The sequence below is a fragment of the Ruegeria sp. BG5 genome (genome assembly GCF_056538425.1).
Window position 1 is genome coordinate 30,255 of record NZ_JBQFTC010000003.1, and the last position, 20,544, is coordinate 50,798.

Here is a 20,544-nt window from a genome sequence, read left to right on the forward strand (position 1 = left end):
AGCCCGGCCAGAAGGCCGGGCTTTTGGTTTGATCGGATCGCGGCTTTAGAAGTGGGCCGATTTCGTTCCGGCGGGCGCTTGCACCGGCGGGGCGAATTTGGTCAGGTCGATGCCTTCGACAGCCGCTTTGTATTCGTCCAGCGTCGGGGTCCGGCCAAGGATGGCGGACAGAACAACGACCGGGGTCGAGCCCAACAACGACTCACCCTTCTTGTCGGGCGCATCCGCCACGACGCGGCCCTGGAACAGGCGGGTGGAGGTGGCCATAACCGTGTCACCCTTGGCCGCTTTCTCCTGGTTGCCCATGCAGAGGTTACAGCCCGGACGTTCGAGGTACAGGATGTTCTCGTACTCGGTGCGTGCCTGCGTTTTGGGGAACAGATCGTCGAATTCAAACCCAGAATAGCGCTGCAGGATTTCCCAGTCGCCTTCCTCTTTCAACTCGTCGATGATGTTGTAGGTCGGGGCTGCGACCACCAGCGGCGCGTTGAATTCAACTTTCCCCGAGACTTTTTCGAGGTTGCGCAGCATCTGCGCCACGATCTTCATGTCGCCCTTATGCACCATGCACGAACCGACAAAACCCAGATCCACATGCTTTTCAGCATTGTAGTACGAGATCGGGCGGATCGTGTCGTGGGTGTAGCGCTTGGAAACATCGGCGTTGTTGACATCCGGGTCGGCGATCATCGGTTCAACGATCTGGTCCAGATCGACGATAACTTCGGCGAAGTATTTCGCATTGTCATCGGGGCGCAGGGCAGGCTTTTCACCCGACCTGATCTGAGCAATGCGCGCATCGGCGATGTTGACCAGCTTTTGCAGCATGCCGTTTTCATGCTCCATGCCTTTTTCGATCATGATCTGAATGCGCGACTTGGCCAGTTCCAGCGAGCCGATCAGCGTCTCATCATCCGAGATACAGACCGAGGCTTTGGCCTTCATCTCGGCGGTCCAGTCGGTGAAGGTGAAGGCCTGATCCGCCAGCAACGTGCCGATATGCACTTCGATCACACGGCCCTGGAAAACGTTGTCGCCATGCTGTTCCAGCATCTGCGCCTGCGTCGCATGCACCACGTCGCGGAAATCCATGTGCTCGGCCATTTGGCCCTTGAAGGTCACCTTGACCGATTCCGGGATCGGCATCGAAGCTTCACCGGTGGCCAGCGCCAGTGCCACGGTGCCCGAGTCCGCGCCAAAGGCGACGCCTTTGGACATACGGGTGTGGCTGTCGCCGCCGATAATGACCGACCAGTCGTCCACGGTGATGTCGTTCAGCACCTTGTGGATCACGTCGGTCATCGAATGATAGACGCCTTTCGGGTCACGCCCGGTGACGAGGCCGAAATCATTCATGAACTTCATCAGACGTGGCGTGTTGGCCTGCGCCTTGGCGTCCCAGACCGATGCAGTGTGACAGCCCGACTGATAGGCACCATCGACGCTGGGGGCCACGACGGTTGCGGCCATCGCCTCAAGTTCCTGCATGGTCATCAGACCGGTGGTGTCCTGAGAACCCACGATGTTGACCTTGACCCGCACATCCGATCCGGCGTGCAGGGTCTTGCCCGGCGTCGCGCCCACGGCGTTTTTGTTGAAAATCTTCTCAACTGCGGTCAGGCCCTGACCCTCGTGGCTGATTTCCTTGGACAGGGCGAAGACCAAAGGTGCTTCGATGCCCAGTGTCTCGGCTGCAAATGTCTGCAGTTTCTTGCCGAAGACAATGGCGTATGAACCGCCCGCCTTCATGAATTCCATCTTTTGCGGTGTGAAGGACGACGAGACGTCGACCAGTTCGTCACCATCCTCACTCAGCAGCTTGTGGCTTTTGGTGTCGATTTTCAGAACCGTACCGGTCGCAACCGAATATTTCTGTTCCAGAACCGGGTTGCCGTCGTTGTTGAGGATGGCGTTGCCGTCCTCGTCCACCTTCTTGACCCAGTTTTTCAGGTCGATCCCGATGCCGCCGGTGACGCCAACGGTGGTCAGAAAGATCGGCGAGATGCCATTGGTGCCCGCCACGATCGGGGCGAAGTTGACGAAGGGCACGTAGGGGCTGGCCTGCTTGCCAGTCCACAGCGCCACGTTGTTGACGCCAGACATGCGGGACGAGCCCACGCCCATGGTGCCTTTCTCGGCGATCAGCATCACGCGCGCGTCGGGGTGCTGGAGTTTCAGCGCCTCGATCTCTTGCTGTGCCTTCTCGGAAATCAGGCATTTGCCGTGCAATTCCCGGTCAGCTCGCGAATGCGCCTGATTGCCCGGCGACAGCAGGTCGGTCGAGATATCGCCTTCGGCAGCGACATAGGTAACGACCTGGATCTCTTCGTCGATGTCGGGAAGCTTGGTGAAGAACTCGGCCTTGGCATAGCTTTCCAGGATGTCCTTCGCGACCGGGTTGCTAGCCTCGAACGCGGTCTTCAGACGGTCGGTGTCGGCATCATACAGGAAGACTTGTGTTTTCAGCACCTCAGCCGCTTTGCCAGCGATCGAGGCGTCCTGACCCAGGGCCAGATCCAGCAGAACCTTGACCGAGGGGCCGCCTTTCATGTGCGACAACAGCTTGAACGCAAAATCCTGCGAAATCTCTTCGACGGCGGCTTCGCCCAGAATGATTTCTTTCAGAAAGCCTGCCTTTTCACCGGCAGCGCTGGTTGTGCCCGGCAGAGTGTTGTAGATGAAATAATGCAGCGAATCCGCGCGATATTCGTTCTGCGGATCGCGGATCTGATCAATGATTTCTTTCGTCAAAGCCCCATCATCGATGGGTTTGGGGCTGAGGCCCTGTTCTTTGCGGGTTTCGATTTCGGTAAGGTAATCTGTATAAAGGCTCATGGCGTGTTCCGACGGTTTGGGCGAGAGCGCGAGGTGCGTTTGGCACCCGGCCATTTTGTTTGTATGCCGCGGTATACGAAATGCCAGCCGGTTGCAAGCACAACTCCTGTGGCGCGTTGTCTCTGCCGTGAAATCAGCGGATGATCGAAATCCAGACATCGCCTACGCGGAACCGGCTGTTCATGCCCAGACGCGTTGGTTTTTCCGGCCTGATCTGCCGACCACCAATGAATGTTCCGTTCGACGAGCCCAGATCGCGCAGGTAGAGTTGGTTGCCCTTGGCGATCTGGATCACGCAATGCTGCCCGGACGCCTTTTTGCTACGCTCCAGCGAAAGATCGGCCCAACCGGAATCGCGCCCGATCTTGATCTGATGGGTGGACGCGATTCCCGGCACATCGCGGAATACAACCGACTTGCCCTGATCCGGGCCGGACGAAACCGCCAGACGCCACATCTTGATCGGGCGCGGCGCCATCGGGCTAAACCAGCGCACTTCGGCGGCCCGGTCATAGCGCGCGGCCGAGTTCGGGTTCAGGCCGGTCAGGCCAAGGGTCATGATCTTTTTCATCGCCCGCGACGACCGGCGCATTGCCGAAACCGGCTTGCCGCTTTTGTCACGCATGTTCAGGCGCATGACAAACCGACCGATGGTTGCGCCGCTCAGGATGCCTTCGCAGATCAGCCAGTAGATCAGCACCAGCACCAGAAACAGGCCAATCGGCAGGGCAAGGCCCGCCTGATGCAATCGAAGCTCTTGCCGCAGTACGGGTTCAAGCGTGGCGACGACAAAGCCCAGGAACATGAAATCCAGCAGGGCCGCCGCGCTAAGCAAGCGCGCGGCGTTCTTGTCGTCCAAAGGTCCGCCGATCATCATTATCGTGTCCCCAGCAATGTCAGAACCAGGAACAGGGCCGCGCCGATTGAAAACAACAGCAGCGCATCACAGCGCAACCTCAGCGCATGTCTGCCCCCGGCGTTGGAACTGCTAAAATGGAAACCCGCCACCCAAAGCGCCAGACCCATGCCCGCGACGGTAAACAGCAGGGTCTCGGACAGAATCTGCTGTCTGAGCGACACCGCCAGCCACTCGGCCGCGCCGACGATCATTCCGCCCCACAGAATGGCCACGACATAGGCCGCGAAGCTGAGGGATTCATTGTTGGACCGGCTCAGCCACGCGACCAGAGCGCCCAGCCCCCAGCCCAGTGCCGCCGCAATCAGAATCAGCAGCGTCATGCGAACTGGCAACGAGAGGCTGGCAACTTCAACATTAAAGACCACACTGGTGGTATTGTTCGCGAAATTCGAGCTAATGCCCAAAAGCGCAAACAGCGCGCCAATTCCTGCGGCAATGTGTCCGGCAAATGCAAAAATCTCGTTTGCCAGATTCATCTTGTCCCGAATACCAAGGGGTATTTTCATCTTTAAACTCTACCTATGAACGAATCTTCGAAAGTGTTTGGTCGAAAGTGTCCCGAATCAGTATCCTGTAATCACAAGACATTCGCGAATCGTTGATTGAAAATAAAAAACATGTGAGTTCATAATCAACTACGAAGAAAAATTTGTATTACGGAGTAACGAGATGCGTACAGCCGCAGTGTCCCTTTTTGCTGCTATTTCCCTTTTCATTTCAGCCTGTACCGAAGAGACGATCCAATCCGCGTCATCGTCGTCGGTGGCCGGTAAGACCCAGCAGGAAAAGCAACTTGAAAAGCAAGTTCGCAGCCTGGATCAGGTGTCCAAGGACATCATTGTAAACAACACGGTTCAGGGTGCCGTTGCGGGTGCCATTGTCGGCTGCGGACTTGGTCTGCTGCTGGGTGGTGACGCCGGTGATTGCGCTGCGGGTGCCGCCGCAGGGGGCCTGATCGGCGGCGTTGGCGGCAATCAGGTGGGCAAGCAGGCCGCAGCCAAAAACGTCGAGATTGTAAACAGTAAGGCGGTTCTGGCCAATCTGTCGAATGTCAGCAAACAGCTGAACTCGGTCGAAGCGAACCTGCGTTCGGTTCTGGCCTCGCAGAACGCAGAACTGAAGTCGCTGCGTCGTCAACTGGATGGCGGGCAATTGTCGCAATCCGCGTATAACCAGCGTGTCAAGGCGATCAAATCCAACCGTCAGGTGGTCTCGACCGAGCTCAAGCGCAGCGAACAGAATATGGACAACACCATTTCCGAACTTCGGACGGCCTCAAGCAAAGGTCAGCCCGGTTTGGGCGGTGCGACCAATGCGGCGGTCAGCAATAAAAACCGTCTGGCCCGGACCCGCGCATCCATTAATCTGCTTTAATTTCCTTTGACCCGCGTCTGTCTTTCAGGCGCGGGTTTTCCAATAGTAAGTGTGGTAAAATGACGTGTGATCTTTTCCGTTTCTCAAAACCAGTAGCTTTTGTTTCCTTGATTGCGATTGCCGGTTGTACCGGATCGACCGATCCGACAACGGCCACATTGTTCGACAATATCGCAAACCTGAATTCGGGCGAATATGACCGCCAGATCGCCAATAACAAGGCGCAGGCGGATGCCATTATTGCGCAAAACCGGGCAGCCGAGCAGCGCAACGCGCAATTGGCCGCACAACGGGATGCCAACAGTTCCGAAATCGCGTCGCTGCGCCAGCAGATTGCCGAAGTGAAAGCGCAAGGTGCGCAGGCGCGTGCGGCCTCGGCCTCGGACCCGGTGAAGCTGCAGCAGGTGCAGGCGCTGGATAACCAGCTGAGCGCGGTCGAGCGTGACGTGAACAGTGGCGCAAGTGCGTCGGTCGTGTCGTCCGAACTGAACCGGATCAAAGCAGCCTATCGCGCGTTGTCGATTTAATACCAATCACGTCAGGTCGGCGCTTGTCGACGCATGCGACGACCGGGACGTCTTGCCTGAGGGGGGTCTTGGGATCGTGACCTACGGATTTTCACGCAGATTTCTGGCGCTTGCCGCCGCTTTGGTCATTTCGGGCGCTGCCCACGCGCAAGAGGGGAAGACCCGCGCACCAGCCACAGGGCTGGCCATTTTGGATTGCGCCCCGGAAGCCCCCGCACCCGAGGATAGCTGTCTTGTGCGCGTCCCGTCCGGCAATGAACGCGGCGGGATGAGCTTTCGGTCACTGGGCGATGCACAGGCCGATTTCGAGTTCGTCAAATCTGTGGACGATCTGCCCGGCAATCTGACCCTTTCGGCCACGATGGTTCTGATCGACCTGTCGGTGGGCGACGGCAGTGGCCGCCTGCGCAGTTGGAACCGCGAACGCGAGTTGATCTCGCGCGTTGTGAGCAACCTGCCGACGGATGAGAAAGTGGCGATCTATGGGTTTGGCAACGACATTGTCGAACTGTCGCCCTTCTCGACCAGTCGCGCCCGGGCCGAGGATGTGATCGAAGACCTTGAGATCAAGGAACAGAACACCCGCCTTGTCGCCAACGCCACCCGCGCCATCGAATTGCTGAGCCAGCAGGACGATGTGCTGCTGAAAAACCTGATCCTGATCACCGACGGTGATGAGGAAGGTCTGGCCACGGTCGAAGAGATTTCGGAAGCGGCTGAGCGTGAGGGTGTATCGGTCTCGGCCCTTGGCATGTTCTGGCGGGCGCAGGGCAATGCGCGCACGACGCGCGGCATCGATGTTCTGAAACGCCTGACTGACCCGCAAAACGGGTTGATGGAAGAGGTGTTCCTGCAGAACCAATCCAATGCGACCTCGGTCGTGGCGGATTTCATCCGGTCTTATGGCAACGCGGTCAAAGGCTCGGGCCTGATCGTTCCCGTTGGCGATCCCGCGCCTGCGCGGATCACCATCGACATGATCCAACCGGTTGTGGGCCAGCCGGGACAGACGGAAACCAAAAGCTATTCGGCCGAATTCCAGCCCGTGGTCGATCCCACGCCGACGCCGGATCCAGTGGTCGACCCGGTTGAAGAGGATCTGATTTTCGGCCTGCCAGCGCTGTATGTGTATATCGGGACCGGGGTTCTGTTGCTGTTGCTGATCCTGTTGATCGTGCTGCTGACCCGGCGCGGATCGGGCGATGACGGCGATGATCTGGAAGCGGGAGAGTTCGACGATGGCGACATCACCGGCATGCGCCCACCGCAGGATGACGCGCGTACCGTCGCCACCGCTCCGCCACCGATTGCCTATCTGGTGCGGGTCGATAACGGGCATCGGTTCCCGGTGCCGTCTGGCCGCTCGACCCTGGGGCGCAGCAGTACGAACGGCGTGGTGATCCCGGATGGCGGTATCTCACGGGTGCATGCAGAGCTTAGCGGCTCGCCCGACGGGCGGTTCACGCTCAGCGATCTGGACAGCCTGAACGGGACGCTGGTCAACGAACGCAAGATCAAAGGCGCACAAAGAGTGAATGTGGGTGACACGTTGGGCCTTGGGTCCGTTCGCCTGAAACTGGTCCGGGCATAACCCAGCGGCCAAACACACAGGAAAGGTGAAGAACATGGGCAACGACAACAAGACAAGCTGGCTGTTCGACAAGGACGAAGAAGACCTGAACGACGATCTGGATTTCGGCTCGGATGACGGGTTTACCGAAAGCATTTCTCCGTCGGACGACGAGGCGACGCATGCGATGCCAAGCGGGTCGTCCTTCAGCGAAGCGCCGACCGAATATGTCGAGGATGACAAGACGCAGATCTATCACGGCGGAATGTCCAAGAATTTTTCGGACAAGGCCGAGTTCGACCCGATGGTGGATCCGATCACCGGCTGGCTGGTCGTGGTCAAAGGGCCGGGGCTGGGGCAGTCGGTCAATCTGGGCTCGGGCATGAACACGCTGGGCCGCGACGGTGCTGAGCGTGTGTCGTTGGATTTCGGCGACAAGATGATTTCCGGCAATGATCACCTTCGGATCATTTTCGACGATGCCAACCGGGTGTTCTTTGCCGCCCCCGGCACGGGCCGCAATATCAGCCGGATCAATGGTCAGATTGTGGCCACGACCATGCCACTGGAAAACTACGCGTTGATCGAACTGTCCAAGCAGACGCATGTGCGGTTCGTCGCCTTCTGTAACGAGGATTTTGACTGGTCGGAACTGGCCGAAAGCTCTGACGACTGATCCAGATGACAATCATCAGCGGCAAACAGAGCCTGGGCCAGCGCGACAATCAGGAGGACGCGTTCGATCTTGTTTATCAGAACGAGCGTGATCCCAAGTCCGACATCCTGATGTTGGTCGCCGATGGGATGGGCGGCCATGCCGGGGGTGAGGTTGCATCCAACCTGGCCCTGTCGGCGTTCAAAAAGCACTTTGTCGGGGGCTCGGACGCGCCGCGCCCGCGCGACCGATTGCAAGAGTCGCTGACGGCGGCAAACGAGGCCCTGCGCCAGCGCATCGCCACGCAGCCTGACCTTAAGGGGATGGGCTGTACCTTGGTGGCGGCGCTCAAGCTGGGGGACCGGCTGATCTGGGTGTCGGTGGGCGACAGCAGCCTGTTTCTGTTGCGGGACGGGCGGCTGAAAAAGCTGAATGCGGATCATTCGCTTTATGGTGAATTGCTGCAGATGGTGGCGGCTGGAAAACTGTCGCAGGAAGAGGCCGACAGCCATCCGCGCCGCAACGCGCTGCGCTCGGCCCTGATGGGCGACCGAATTTCCCTGACAGATGTCAACGCGATCAGCCTGAAACCGGGGGATGTGGTCCTGTCCTGCTCGGACGGGCTGGATACCCTGTCTCAGGCCGAGATTCGCGAGATCCTTCAAAACGGCAAAAGCCGCGATATGCGCGGTGTCGCATCCGATCTGCTGAACGCGGTCGAGGCGAAGGGAAAGCCGAAGCAGGACAACACCACTGTTGTCGTCTACGCCCATGTTCAGGACGGCATGAGCAGCCTTTTGCGGGGCAGCCAATGGGCGTTCCACAATTCGGACAGGAACAACAAATCCCTGAAATACGCGGCGATTGGTCTGGGGGCGCTGGCCGTTGTCGCAACGGCAGGGGCGTTGATTTTCAGCCGGGGCGGCGAACCCGAGGTCACGCAGGAAGAAGAGCCCGCGCCAACCCCGCCCGTGCAGCAGGAAGAACGGCGCATCGGTGACAGTTCGGTCGACGAAGACCCGGCGGTGTCAGACCCGGAAGGCGAGGGTCAGCCGCTGACGGAACCCGAGCCGGAGAGTCAGGAGGACCCGGATACAGGGCCCGCGGCACGCTCGCCGGATGAAGCCGAGCCCGAAGCACCGGCCCCGGAAGCGCCGCAAGAGTCGGAAACCCCGCAAGTGGAAGAGGAACCAGCATCCGAACCCGTCCCGAACGAGGACGAGGCAGAGGATGGTGAACCCCTTGGTGAAGGAAGGTAGACCCAACAGTGTCCGTGCATCTGCCAAAGGGAGAAACCTTTGCCGGTTACGTTCTTGGCGACGTGCTGGGGCAGGGGGGGTTTGGCATCACCTACCGCTCGCGCAATCGCGAAACCGGCGAGCGGTTCGCGATCAAAGAGTACTTTCCGGCGGATTATGCGGATCGCGGCCCCAACAATGCGGTGTCGCCCACATCCGAGGGGCGGCAGCTGTTTCACATGGGGCTGGAAGCCTTCCTGCAAGAGGCCAACCTGCTGCGCGATCTGCCCCAGCAGCAGGGCCTGATGCGGGTACGCGCGGCGTTTCGCAAGCACGGCACGGCCTATTGCGTGATGGAATATATCCACGGCGATCCGCTGGACCGAATGATGGCGCGCATGATCGACGCGCGGGGGTCGGTGCCGCAGGACCTGGTGATGACCTTCCTGAGATCGATGCTGGGCGCGTTGGACGCGGTGCATGAGGTTGGCGTGGTGCACCGGGATATGAAGCCCGCGAATGTCATGATCCGCAAAGACGGTCAGCCGATCCTGATCGACTTTGGCGCGGCGCGGTTGATGGGGAAATCCAGCGGGCTGGCCTCGATGTTCACCCGGAAATATGCGGCGATTGAGCAATTCCCCGCGGAAAAGACCGGTCTGGCCGGAGGCGTTCATGAAGGCCCGTGGAGCGACCTGTTCGCCTTGTCCGTGATCCTGTACGAGATGGTCTCGCAAAGCCTGCCGCCCAATGCCGAAGAGCGTTGGAAAGAAATGCGGGCCAGCGGGCGGGACCCTTATGTCCCGGTGCGTCAGAACCTGAAACGCAACCGCGTTCAGGCGCAATATGACGACGCGCTGCTGAATGCCATCGACATGGGCTGCAAGCTGCTGCCACGGGATCGCATCCGCACAGCCCGCGACTATGCGCGCGTTGTTGGTATCGACCTGCACGCGCCCCAAGCAGCCCCGCGCAATTCCGCGCCCGAACCGCGCAAAAAGGGGACCAACCGCCCAACGCCGAAACCCCGAAAACGGGGTGGATCGCGGGCGGCGTCGGTACTGGTCTTGCTGTTGATCCTGGTCGTTGCTGCGGCCGTCATTGCATATGGAATCCTGATGTGAGTGTCGTGAAAGTTATCCGTTCCCTTGGCTTCGCTGCCGCCTGTTTGATCGCCATGGCTTGCGCGGCACCTGCCCAGATCGTCCCGGAAATTGTTGCCGAGGCCGATAAGGCGATGGGGCGGACCCTGGTGGACCGGGGCGGTGGCCGGGGTGGTACCGGATCGGGCTTTGTTCTGTCGGAACTGCCCGAAGGCAACGGGTATTACTATATCACCAACCATCACGTCATTGATGGCGGCCAGTATATTCAGGTCGGGTTCAAACAGGGTGATCGGGTATTCTTTTACGACGCGCAGGTGCTGCATGCCTCGCGCGAGTTGGACTTGGCGGTTTTGCGGATCGTCCCGCAGGAAAACGGCGGGCATCGGCCCGGCATCCTGTCGCTGCGCGAAGGCAAGGCGCTGAAGGGCGAACAGGTTGCCGCCATCGGCTATCCGGGATCGTCAGATCAGATCAACGCGGGCGGCGATATGCTGCCGTTTCTGGAACCAACTCTGACCCAAGGCGCGATCAGCAAGGTGGCACCGGGATCGTTTAACGAAACCGGCCGGACGCTGGAGATTGTGCAGCACACCGCATCGGTCAATCCGGGCAATTCGGGCGGGCCGCTGATCGACTATTGCGGTTCGGTTCTGGGCATCAACACGGTGATCTCAGTCTGGAGCTCGGATGGCGTTACACCCACGAACAACACGTTCTGGGCCTCGTCCGCGAACCCCATTGCCGGGTTTTTGCGGGATACGGGTATCCCGTTCACGTCCCATCAACAGGAATGCGATCCGGAAAACCCGGAAATGGTGAACCCCGCCGGGGGTGACAACAGCCTGCTGATCATTCTGGCGGTTCTTTGCGGGGCCGGGGCCCTGGTGATCGGCGGGATCTACTATGTTGCGTCGCAAAACAAGGGCGATGACGGGTCAAAATCCTTGCGTGGCGGGGGTGTTAAATCCTCGGGCCGGGCGATTCTGGCTGTCAGCATGGACGGGCAATCGGCCAAATTCAGCGCGTCGCAGTTGCAATCCGGCGTCACCATCGGGCGGGCCAGTGAAAACACGCTGACCATTACCGATCGCAACCTAAGCCGGCGTCATGCCAGCCTGTCCTTGCAGGGGCGCAAGATGATGCTGACCGATCTGGGCTCGTCCAACGGCACCAAGGTCGATGGCCGGCGTCTGAAGCCGAATGAACCGGTGCAGATCAACACCAAGTCCAAGGTTGAACTCGGGGGGGTAGCGCTTGTCCTCAGACGTCCCTGATACGGTTCTGTCGATCCGCAACCTTGGGATCGAACGTGCGCCCGGTTTCTTCGTGGTGATCGAAGAGTTGGAGCTGAACGCGGGCGAAACCATCGTTCTGGACGCGGTTAGCGGTGCGGGCAAAAGCACCGCGCTTGGGCTGATTGCCGGGGCGTTGCCTCTGACCGACCTGCCGGACAGGCGGCATGTGATTGACGGGGTTCAGGTCACGCCCGACACCCCAAGGGCCGCGTTTGCCGGGCCGGACAAGCTGGGCTTTGTGCTGCAAACCAATACTCTGGTGCCGTATCTCAGCTTGCAGGAAAACATCGAACTGCCGGTGCGTGTTGCCGGGCAGGTACCGGATGCCGAATGGCAGGATCACCTGATCCGCGCCATGGGGCTGCGGGATCTGACCACGCGCAAGCCGGGTCAGTTGTCCGTGGGCCAACGCCAACGCGCCTCGGTCGCCCGGGCGTTGCTGGGGCAACCTGCGCTGCTGTTGCTGGATGAGCCTGTCTCGGCCCTTGATCCCGCCAATGTGGCCGAGGTCGAAGGGTTGATTGTGCATCTGGCGGCCGAGGCCGGATCGGCGGTGGTTCTGGCCAGCCATCAGGCGCAAACCGGTGAATTTGCGGACACCCCCCGCGCCGATCACCGCATATTGGATCATCAGGGGCAGTCCTACTCGATCTTCTCAACCGCAGGCCGCGCGGCGGCGAGGGTGGCGTGATGGTGCGGATACCGACCCTATTGGCCTTGCGCGAATTGCGCCATGACTGGCAATCGGCTTTGTGTTTCGTGGCCGCTTTGGCAGGCGTATTGGGCCCGCTGCTGATCATTCTGGCCCTGAAAAACGGGATCATCGGCACCATGGTGGGCCGGTTGATCGAGGATCCGTCGAACCGCGAAATTCTGGCCATCGGGGCCGAACAGCACGACGCGGCTTTCTTCGCGGCCTTAGGCGCGCGGCAGGATGTGGGGTTCATTGTGCCTGCCACCCGTTCGATCAACACATCGGCCAATGCGGTGCGGCATGAAGCACAGCGCAAGTTGGAGCGCGCGGTGCCGCTGATCCCCTCAGCCGCTGGCGATCCGCTGATCGACGGCGAAGCGGTTGCGCCGGGGCGTGTATGGATCTCAGACAAGCTGGCGCAGGATCTGTCGGTATCGGCGGGCGATACGCTGGACATGATCATCGGGCGCGAGGTGGACGGCCAGCGCGAAAACGCGCGCCGCGATCTGCAGGTCATCGGCGTGCTGCCGCCCGAGATCTGGCCCCGCCCGGCCATCTTTCTGTCGCTGCCCGATCTTCTGGCGGTCGAGCGGTTCCGGGACGATCTGACCTCGACCCCCGCGAACTGGACGGACCCTGTGGCCGAGCCCAAGACCTATGCCAGTTTCCGCCTTTATGCGCGCTCGCTTGAGGATATCGGAACCCTGTCCGCGCATCTGTCCGAGATGGGGCTGCAATCGCGCCCACGGGCCGAAAACGCGGCCCTGTTGCTGTCCTTCCGGCGCAACCTGAACATTCTGTTCACCGCGATTGCGGCGCTGGCGATGTTTGGCTTCTGGGCGGCGATGTCGGCCAATCTGCGCGGCATGGTCGAGCGGCAGCGGGTGATCTTCAGCCTGTTTTCCATGCTGACCATGCCCGACCGGCAACGCTGTGTGATCCCGGTGGTGCAAAGCCTGACGCTGGTGCTGGGCGGTGTGATTGCCACGCTGATCATCATCCTGCCCTTCCTGCTGGCCATCAACGCAACGTTTGAAACCGCCCCGGGTGAATCCGTGGCGCGCCTTTATGTGGGAAACATTCTGGCGACGCTGGTTCTGGGGGCCGTGACAGCGGTGACCGCAGCGGTCTGGGCGGTGTTTGCCGTGCGCAAAGTCGAACCTCAGGAGGTGTTGACCCATGCCTAAACTGACCCGCCTTGCCCTGGCCCCGCTGATCGGTCTGCTGACCTTCTCCGCAACCGCGCAGGCGCAGGACATCACATGGCGCGAGAAATACTATAACCCGCAGCCTGCAGATGGAGACTTGTCCCTGCCCATGCCTTGCGGCGGGGCCATGACCTTTCGAAAGGTGGCGACGCCCAATACCGATGGTGTGATCGGCGATGTTTCGGTCGTGCTGGGACAGGAAGGCAGCGATCAGCCCTATCTGAACGGTCTGCGCCGGGCCTTTGTCTCAGGCGCGTTTGCCGACCCCGAAGGCGCGGCCAAGGGCTATTTCTACATGGCCAAGTATGAGTTGGCGCAGGCGCAATGGGATGTGGTCATGGAAGGCTGCCCCGACAAGGAACCCCGCCGCCGAGGCTTTGTTCCGGCGGTTGGGCAGACCAAGCTGGACTATCAGCGCTTTGCCGAAGCCTACACCCTGTGGCTGATGGAAAACGCGCCGGACTCGCTGCCCAGAGTGGGTGATACCCGCGCCTATCTGCGCCTGCCGACCGAAGAGGAATGGGAATATTCCGCCCGTGGCGGTCTGGAAGTCGATCAGGCCCTGTTCCGGGCCCCTTTGCCGCCTGTGCCCGAAGGCACGCCGCAGGATGAATACATTGCCCATGGCGGCACAGCTTCAGCCGGGGGGAAATTGCAGGTCGTGGGATCTCTGCGCCCCAATCCGCTGGGTCTGCACGACATGTTGGGCAACGCGTCCGAGATTGTGGGCGATCCCTTTGCGCTGGTGCGTCACGGGCGTTTGCATGGTCAGGCGGGTGGCTTCGTGAAGCGCGGTGGCGACGCGCGGACGCCTTTGGCTGACATCACATCCTCGACCCGGTTCGAAGTGCCGCCCTTTGACATCCTGTCCAACACAGCCTCGGCGGACCGGTTCACCGGCACCCGGCTGGTGTTGCAGGGTCTGGCGATTACCTCGGCCGATCAGGATCAGGCGCTGAAGGACGGGCTGGACCAGTTGGCGCGCCCCGATGAAGGGCTGGCGGTGGCGGCCAGCGAGCAAGAGGCGATGGACCTCTTGGACGAAATCTCGGCAGAGACCCTGTCGGATCGTACCAAAACGCAGCTTGCGGTGATCAAGGACACGCTGAACCGGGGCCGGGTCGAGCGCAACGCGCAGCGGGACCAGTCGATCCGCCTGATCCTGACCTCGGGCGTGCTGGTCTGTGGTCAGGGCATCCGGCGCTACTTGAACGCGCTGATCTCATCCCTGACCATCGCGCCGGAACTGGACGCGCTGGAGGCGGAAGCGCGGCAAAGCGGGGATCAGGCTTTCCTTGATGAAGTGCTGGCCGCCAAGGAAGACGCCGCCGCCAAACTGGCCGAGCTGGAGGCCAAGGCCAAGGCGGATATCGTCGAATACGCCAACCTGATCGAGGGTCTTGTCGATCAGTACTCGCCCGTCCTGCTCCGCAAACAGATCGATTTCATCTACCCCACCGAGGCCGAGCGTGGCCGCGAACGGGCGACCTGTCTGGCGATGGTGCAGGATCACATCGGTGCCCGCACTGTGGCGGGTTATTCGGATTTGGATCAGATCGCAGATGACTTTCAGGCCGTTGCTCTGGGCTTTGTCGAAGAATGAATTGGAAAGGTTGAAGAATGCGGGATGTATTGAACAAATCGCTTGAAGTGCTGGTCTGGATCACCACCGGCATATCCATCGTTTTTTTCTGTTTTATCGCGGTGAACATGCTGCGCCTGTCGCCTTTGGGACCGGATACAACGACCATTATCGCGGCGTTTCTGACCGTGGTGTTCGGGATCACATCCTCGCTGGTGTTTGCGGGCATCTGCTTTCAGATCATGGATATCCGCACCTTTAGCAAACACAGCGCCATCAGCCTGAAAAACCGGAGGTAAGGACGACCATGGAACATTCGGTACTTGGCCTGAAACCCGGCAGCGTTCTGCAGGACACCTACGAGATCAAGTCCCTGCTGGGCGAAGGCGGCATGGGGGCCACCTTTCGCGGGTTGAACCGGGCCAGCGGGCATGAGGTGGCGATCAAGGTCATGACGCCCAGCTTTGCCAGAAACAAAAAAGCGGTCGACCTGTTCCGGCGTGAGGCGAACCTGCTGCGCACCGTACGCAGCGATGCGGTTGTGCGGTTCGAAACCTCGATGCTGGACAAGGATGGCCGTCTGTTTCTGGTGATGGAGTTTGTGCCGGGTCACCCTTTGGCGCACTACCTGAAGAAGGGCGCGCGGCTGTCCTCGGACGATGTTCTGAAACTGGGTTTGCGCCTGTCGCAGGGGCTTGAGGCCATTCACAAGCTGGGCATCGTGCATCGTGACGTGGCCCCGGACAACGTCATGATCTCGCACGAGGATATCAATCAGGCCAAGTTCATCGATTTCGGTCTCGCCTCGGACAGTGTGGGTACGGACAAGTCGATTATCGGCGACAGTTTTGCCGGCAAGCTGCGCTATTGCGCGCCCGAGCAATTGGGCCTGTTTGGCAATGAGGTCTCAGCCGCCACCGACGCCTATGCGCTGGGGCTGGTCCTGATGCGGACATCGGGGCTGAAACTGCCGGGTGAAGGTAAGGGGTTTGCCGCCGTCGAAGATCGCAAGACGGACGTAAAGATCACCGATCCCAAGGTCGAGCCGGGCCTGAAATGGGCGTTGGAGCAGTTGTTGAAAGCCAACCCCAAGGACCGCCCCACCGATTTGCCCGGCCTGTTCCGCAAGGCGCTGAGTGGCGGGGCCAAGAAATCCGCCTCGGCTGGTGCGGCACCTGAAAAACAACCCGCCGCGACCCCCGAGGCGTCGGGTAGCAGCAAACTGCCCCTTGTTGCGGCTGCTGTTGTTGGATTGGCCGTGATTGTAGGCGGCGCGTGGTATGTTCTGAACGGCGCAGGTGGCCCCTCGGCTGAAGTCAACGAATCTGTGGGCATCGCTCAGGATGCAGTCGCTGCCGACAACCCTCTGACTGCGGCTCGTGACCTATTGGCCGCGGGCGGGTCACAGAATCTGGATGCCGCGCTTGGGGCGTTGATCGCGATCAGCAATGATCAGGAACTGCCGCAGCAGGACAGGGCTGACGCCAATATCCTGATCGCCGAGATGTACGATCCCAAGACCCATAGCACAGTAACTTCACCCTTCCCGCGCCCCGACCCTTCTGCGGCGCGGCGCTATTATCAGCGTGCGGCTGATCTGGGCTCGGACCCTGCACGCGACGCCCTGAACCGCTTGGGCGAGTGAGGAGACGGATATGATGTTGAAACGGATAGCCCTTCTTGCAACTGCCTTGATGCTGACCGGGCCGGTGCTGGCGCAATCGAAATCGCCGCTGCCGATCGAGGGCAAAACCAGCCTGTTCCAACGGGTGCTGATCCGCGAACGCATCGACGCGCGGGTTGAGCCCGATAGTGAAGAAACCGCCACCGCCCTGTCGCCTTTGCAGGTGTTCTTTGTTTACGAACGGGACGGCGATTGGATGCAGATTGGCGCGACCGATCAGGGTGACGATCTGATGTGGGTGCCGCAGACGGCGACAGTTGACTGGAACCAGAACATCGTCGCGACGCTGGAAGGCAGCGACAATGTGGGGCGGGTTCTGTTCTTCAACGACATCGATCCGATCTACGACATCATCGAAAGCGAAAATCCAGCCGGGTTGGCCAAGGATGCCCGGGATGAGGCACTGGCGGCGGAACAGGGCGGCACGCCGTCGGAAACCGTGATCGCCCTTGGCCCGCGTGAGACGATTGACCAGCGGCAGAACCTCTATGTCATGCCGATCTTGTCCACCGAAGAGGCGGTGTTCGATATCGGCCCCTTCGTCAATCTGTTGCAGGTTGCCGTGGCCAGCGCCAACGCGCCGAACCTGCCGGACGTGACCAGCCCCGACGCGACGGGTGATCTGAAAACAGCGGTGGTGTTTGTCGTCGATACAACAATTTCGATGGAGCCCTATATCCGCGCCACACGGGATGCGCTGCAGGAAGTATATCGTCAGGCGGCATCCTCGGACGCGGCTAATGCGCTTAGCTTTGGGCTTGTGGGCTATCGCGACAGCCTGCAGGCGGCTCCGGGGCTGGGGTATGACGTCAAAACCTTTGTCGATCTGGAACAGGGCCTGAATGTCGAGAATTTTCTGGCCGGTATCGACCAGATGCAGGAGGCCGAATCCAGCAGCAAGAACTTCCGCGAAGACAGCTATCGTGGCATCGAACATGCGTTGCAGGATATGGGCTGGGGTGAGTTCGGCAGCCGGTTTATCGTGCTGGTCACCGATGCCGGGCCTCGTGAGTTCGATGACGAATACTCGTCCACCGGCCTCAGCGCGGAAAGCCTGAACCGGCTGATCCGTGAACGCATTGGCGGGGCCATGGCGGTCATGCACTTGCGGACCGAGCGCGGGGCAAAAGATCACCCCTCGGCCGAGGCAGCCTATAAGCAACTGACCGCTTTCCCGAACTCCGCGCCGTTGTATTTCCCGATCGAAAACGGCGATCCGGCCATCTACAAGGACACCGCCCGTCAGCTGGGACAGTTCGTGGCGCAGCAGGCGTCATCCTATCGGCGCAGCGGTGGCGATGAGCTGCTGAACGAGGACGCGATCATCGACGAAAGTGAAGGCGGGCTGTTCAGCGGTCTGAACACCGCCAGCCGCACCATGCAACTGGCTTATCTGGGCCGGACCGAGGGCGCGAAAGCGCCCGATCTGTTCGAGGCTTACGTGGCCGACCGTGATTTTGACCGCACGGGCCTGAAACCGCTGTCGATCCGGCTGCTGATCTCCAAGGCCGATCTGAGCAATCTGGAAGAGGCCCTGCGTATCATCGTGGATCAGGCCGAGCGCAACGTGGTGAACCCCGATCAGTTCTTTACGCAGGTTCTGGGTGTGGCCGCGGATATGAGCCGCCGACCCGATCAGGTGTCGCGCCAGTCCGATCCCAGCCTGGCCGAGGCGGTGGCGCTGGACGAATATCTAGCGGATCTGCCCTACAAATCGCAGATCATGGCAATTACCGAGGATGACTGGGTGCGCCTGCCGATCTCGGAACAGCAGACCATCGTGAACGGTCTATACGACAAGATCGAACGTTATCGCCGCTATAATGAGTCGACGGATCAATGGGTCGATTATCTGGGAGCCGGGCCACAGGCGGGCAATCTGCTTTATCCGATGTTGCTGGACGATCTGCCCTAGTGCCCTGCGACCAGCGTTAGTGTTCCGGGCCTCGGGAACAGACCGAGGCCCGGATACTCACCCGGCAATCGCCGCTTTTTCGTTGCCCTTCTTGAACTGCTGGTCAAACAGCTTGCGGAAGCTGCCTTCGCGGGCCATCAGCTCATCCAGATTGCCCTGTTCGACAACCGAGCCATCCTGAACCACCATGATCTTGTCCGCCTCCAGAACCGTCGACAGACGGTGCGCAATGACGATCACGGTCATGTCTTTGGTCAGGGAATCCAACGCTTCGCGCACAAGGTTTTCGGATTCGGCATCAAGTGCGCTGGTTGCCTCGTCCAGAAGCAGAATTTCCGCTTTGCGCAGGATGGCGCGGGCAATTGCCAATCGCTGTTTCTGACCGCCAGACAGGAATGCACCGTTCTCACCCACCATCGTGTCGTAGCCATCGGGCAGTTCTGTGATGAAGTCATGCGCATAGGCGGCGCGGGCGGCGTCATAGATTTCCTCATCCGTCGCATCCGGCGCCGCGAAGCGCAGGTTTTGCATGACGGTGGTCGAGAACAGGAACGTGTCCTGACCCACATAGGAGATCTTCTTGCGCAGAGAGTCGAAGCTTGCGAGGCGCACATCGTGGCCGTCGATCTCCACGGTACCCTCCTGCGGGTCATAGAAGCGCATGATAAGACCGAAAATCGTGGATTTCCCGCCGCCAGACTGACCGACCAGAGCCGTGGTCTTACGGGCTTCGAAGGTCACATTCATATCGTCGATCACCGAGATCGAGCCCTGGTAGCCAAACTTCACGTTCTTTAGCGCGATCTCACCCGGCCCGTCAGGCAGATCCTCGGCATCGGGGCTTTCGATCATGGTATCCTTCTGGTCAAGCAGGCCGAACAGGAGGCCTACGCCAACCATGGCTGCCTCGATCTGGACGCGCATCTTCGACAGTCGCTTTGCGGGTTCGTAGGCCATCAGCAAGGCGGTGATGAAGGACATAAGCTGGCCGGCCGTGGGTTGCTCGGTTCCAGCAATGCCAAGGGTGCTGACAATCAGAATGCCTGCAATCGCCAAGCCCGCCAGAAACTCCATCAGCGGGCTTGCGATGGCCTGCAGACGGGCAATGTCATTGGCGCGTTTTTCAACTTTCCGAACGGCGGTATCCATCCGCTCGGTCATGCGATCTTCCAGTGAAAGCACCTTGATGACCCGGATCCCGGCGGAGGTTTCCTGCAGCACGCGGATGATTTCGGCCATCGATTTGAATTCAGCCTTCATAATCGTCCGGACACTTTTCAGAAGGTACCGGACACCCAGCAAGGCAACGGGGCCCACGATCAGGAACATGACGGACAACAGCGGTTGCTGATAGACCATGACGATAACCAGCCCCAACAACGTAAGGGCATCGCGAATGAAGCCGGTCACCAGAACGTCGATCAGTTTACGGGCGGCCTGCGCGCCATTTGTCGTTCGCATCAGAAGTCCGGAGGATTCATTCTTGCCAAAGAAACCAACGCCGTGCCGGATCAATTTCCGGTACACTTTTTGCTGCTGCGACGCGACGATCCGGTTCCCCGCCCGCGCAAGGTAGACCGCCTGCACGAACGAAGCCACCGCCTTGGCCAGGAACAACCCGATGACGCCAAGCGCAATCAATGGGGCCCATTCGCGCATCTCGGGGCTGGTCATGGCATCTACGATGTATTCCATCATGTAGGCCGACCCGGCGGTGGTGGCCGCCACGATGATCATCGCAACAATTGCGACAGCGTACATCCAGCCCTGAGCCCGCAAACTTTCGCCCATCAGGCGACCCATATAGCCGGATCGCCATTCATTCCAGGCGCGCTTAATCATTGCATTCTCCAGATCATGAAACCATGCGCTCGCTCAGATAACCTATAATCATTTCTGCCTAAAGGGCAGATTGTATCACGTGACAGAGTGACCGTTTTCG

17 protein-coding genes are annotated in these 20,544 nt (G+C 60.1%); 13 read left to right on the forward strand and 4 right to left on the reverse strand.

Annotated elements, in window-relative coordinates:
• Nucleotides 1–45: 45 nt before the first annotated feature.
• The 3 genes from ACR0KX_RS12310 to ACR0KX_RS12320 all read right to left on the reverse strand — a co-directional run bounded on the left by ACR0KX_RS12310 (nt 46) and on the right by ACR0KX_RS12320 (nt 4,260).
• Nucleotides 46–2,835, reverse strand: coding sequence for a bifunctional aconitate hydratase 2/2-methylisocitrate dehydratase (locus ACR0KX_RS12310; protein ID WP_170622257.1), 2,790 nt, complete (start codon nt 2,833–2,835; stop codon nt 46–48).
• Between the two features lie 133 nt (nt 2,836–2,968).
• Nucleotides 2,969–3,712 carry an FHA domain-containing protein gene (locus ACR0KX_RS12315; RefSeq protein WP_170622256.1) on the reverse strand — a complete coding sequence of 248 codons (744 nt, stop codon included), beginning with the start codon at nt 3,710–3,712 and terminating at the stop codon, nt 2,969–2,971.
• Nucleotides 3,712–4,260 (reverse strand): sensor histidine kinase family protein, encoded by a 549-nt coding sequence (locus ACR0KX_RS12320; protein WP_170622255.1) that lies wholly within the window; start codon nt 4,258–4,260, stop codon nt 3,712–3,714. The genes ACR0KX_RS12315 and ACR0KX_RS12320 overlap by 1 nt, the downstream gene beginning before the upstream one ends.
• A 163-nt stretch (nt 4,261–4,423) precedes the next feature.
• On the opposite strand from ACR0KX_RS12320, the gene ACR0KX_RS12325 reads away from it, so the two are divergent.
• The 13 genes from ACR0KX_RS12325 to ACR0KX_RS12385 all read left to right on the forward strand — a co-directional run bounded on the left by ACR0KX_RS12325 (nt 4,424) and on the right by ACR0KX_RS12385 (nt 18,602).
• A complete protein-coding gene (locus tag ACR0KX_RS12325; RefSeq protein ID WP_170453949.1) occupies nt 4,424–5,128 on the forward strand; it encodes a hypothetical protein in 705 nt (234 codons plus the stop codon).
• Between the two features lie 107 nt (nt 5,129–5,235).
• Complete coding sequence (locus tag ACR0KX_RS12330) at nt 5,236–5,655, forward strand: hypothetical protein (protein ID WP_170453947.1); 420 nt, start codon at nt 5,236–5,238, stop codon at nt 5,653–5,655.
• Between the two features lie 76 nt (nt 5,656–5,731).
• A complete protein-coding gene (locus ACR0KX_RS12335) occupies nt 5,732–7,246 on the forward strand; it encodes an FHA domain-containing protein (RefSeq protein WP_170622253.1) in 1,515 nt (504 codons plus the stop codon).
• A 34-nt stretch (nt 7,247–7,280) separates the two neighbouring features.
• Nucleotides 7,281–7,901: an FHA domain-containing protein gene (locus ACR0KX_RS12340; protein ID WP_170622252.1), complete on the forward strand. Its 621-nt coding sequence runs from the start codon at nt 7,281–7,283 to the stop codon at nt 7,899–7,901.
• A gap of 5 nt (nt 7,902–7,906) precedes the next feature.
• Nucleotides 7,907–9,139: a PP2C family protein-serine/threonine phosphatase gene (locus tag ACR0KX_RS12345; protein WP_480708465.1), complete on the forward strand. Its 1,233-nt coding sequence runs from the start codon at nt 7,907–7,909 to the stop codon at nt 9,137–9,139.
• Between the two features lie 8 nt (nt 9,140–9,147).
• Nucleotides 9,148–10,242, forward strand: a complete 1,095-nt coding sequence (locus ACR0KX_RS12350; protein ID WP_170524696.1) for a serine/threonine-protein kinase — start codon at nt 9,148–9,150, stop codon at nt 10,240–10,242.
• A gap of 5 nt (nt 10,243–10,247) precedes the next feature.
• Nucleotides 10,248–11,498, forward strand: a complete 1,251-nt coding sequence (locus ACR0KX_RS12355) for a trypsin-like peptidase domain-containing protein (protein ID WP_170622250.1) — start codon at nt 10,248–10,250, stop codon at nt 11,496–11,498.
• A complete protein-coding gene (locus ACR0KX_RS12360) occupies nt 11,479–12,210 on the forward strand; it encodes an ATP-binding cassette domain-containing protein (protein ID WP_480708466.1) in 732 nt (243 codons plus the stop codon). Before ACR0KX_RS12355 ends, ACR0KX_RS12360 begins: the two co-directional genes overlap by 20 nt.
• Complete coding sequence (locus tag ACR0KX_RS12365; RefSeq protein WP_480708467.1) at nt 12,210–13,400, forward strand: ABC transporter permease family protein; 1,191 nt, start codon at nt 12,210–12,212, stop codon at nt 13,398–13,400. Before ACR0KX_RS12360 ends, ACR0KX_RS12365 begins: the two co-directional genes overlap by 1 nt.
• A complete protein-coding gene (locus ACR0KX_RS12370) occupies nt 13,393–15,024 on the forward strand; it encodes an SUMF1/EgtB/PvdO family nonheme iron enzyme (RefSeq protein ID WP_170453932.1) in 1,632 nt (543 codons plus the stop codon). Before ACR0KX_RS12365 ends, ACR0KX_RS12370 begins: the two co-directional genes overlap by 8 nt.
• Nucleotides 15,025–15,041: 17 nt before the next feature.
• Complete coding sequence (locus tag ACR0KX_RS12375) at nt 15,042–15,302, forward strand: hypothetical protein (RefSeq protein ID WP_170453926.1); 261 nt, start codon at nt 15,042–15,044, stop codon at nt 15,300–15,302.
• A gap of 8 nt (nt 15,303–15,310) precedes the next feature.
• Complete coding sequence (locus ACR0KX_RS12380) at nt 15,311–16,648, forward strand: serine/threonine-protein kinase (RefSeq protein WP_170453925.1); 1,338 nt, start codon at nt 15,311–15,313, stop codon at nt 16,646–16,648.
• A 13-nt stretch (nt 16,649–16,661) separates the two neighbouring features.
• Nucleotides 16,662–18,602 (forward strand): vWA domain-containing protein, encoded by a 1,941-nt coding sequence (locus tag ACR0KX_RS12385; protein WP_480708468.1) that lies wholly within the window; start codon nt 16,662–16,664, stop codon nt 18,600–18,602.
• A gap of 57 nt (nt 18,603–18,659) precedes the next feature.
• Here the strand turns inward: ACR0KX_RS12385 and ACR0KX_RS12390 are convergent, their stop codons facing one another.
• Nucleotides 18,660–20,444, reverse strand: coding sequence for an ABC transporter ATP-binding protein (locus ACR0KX_RS12390; protein WP_480708469.1), 1,785 nt, complete (start codon nt 20,442–20,444; stop codon nt 18,660–18,662).
• Nucleotides 20,445–20,544: the final 100 nt, after the last annotated feature.

What these genes read in the sequence shown, in the direction of transcription:
- ACR0KX_RS12325 (WP_170453949.1), top strand. Translation starts at nt 4,424, where the DNA reads ATGCGTACAGCCGCAGTGTCCCTTTTTGCTGCTATTTCCCTTTTCATT.
- ACR0KX_RS12390 (WP_480708469.1), bottom strand. Translation starts at nt 20,444, where the DNA reads ATGATTAAGCGCGCCTGGAATGAATGGCGATCCGGCTATATGGGTCGC.
- ACR0KX_RS12365 (WP_480708467.1), top strand. Translation starts at nt 12,210, where the DNA reads ATGGTGCGGATACCGACCCTATTGGCCTTGCGCGAATTGCGCCATGAC.
- ACR0KX_RS12345 (WP_480708465.1), top strand. Translation starts at nt 7,907, where the DNA reads ATGACAATCATCAGCGGCAAACAGAGCCTGGGCCAGCGCGACAATCAG.
- ACR0KX_RS12315 (WP_170622256.1), bottom strand. Translation starts at nt 3,712, where the DNA reads ATGATGATCGGCGGACCTTTGGACGACAAGAACGCCGCGCGCTTGCTT.
- ACR0KX_RS12375 (WP_170453926.1), top strand. Translation starts at nt 15,042, where the DNA reads ATGCGGGATGTATTGAACAAATCGCTTGAAGTGCTGGTCTGGATCACC.
- ACR0KX_RS12310 (WP_170622257.1), bottom strand. Translation starts at nt 2,835, where the DNA reads ATGAGCCTTTATACAGATTACCTTACCGAAATCGAAACCCGCAAAGAA.
- ACR0KX_RS12385 (WP_480708468.1), top strand. Translation starts at nt 16,662, where the DNA reads ATGTTGAAACGGATAGCCCTTCTTGCAACTGCCTTGATGCTGACCGGG.
- ACR0KX_RS12320 (WP_170622255.1), bottom strand. Translation starts at nt 4,260, where the DNA reads ATGAAAATACCCCTTGGTATTCGGGACAAGATGAATCTGGCAAACGAG.
- ACR0KX_RS12340 (WP_170622252.1), top strand. Translation starts at nt 7,281, where the DNA reads ATGGGCAACGACAACAAGACAAGCTGGCTGTTCGACAAGGACGAAGAA.
- ACR0KX_RS12370 (WP_170453932.1), top strand. Translation starts at nt 13,393, where the DNA reads ATGCCTAAACTGACCCGCCTTGCCCTGGCCCCGCTGATCGGTCTGCTG.
- ACR0KX_RS12380 (WP_170453925.1), top strand. Translation starts at nt 15,311, where the DNA reads ATGGAACATTCGGTACTTGGCCTGAAACCCGGCAGCGTTCTGCAGGAC.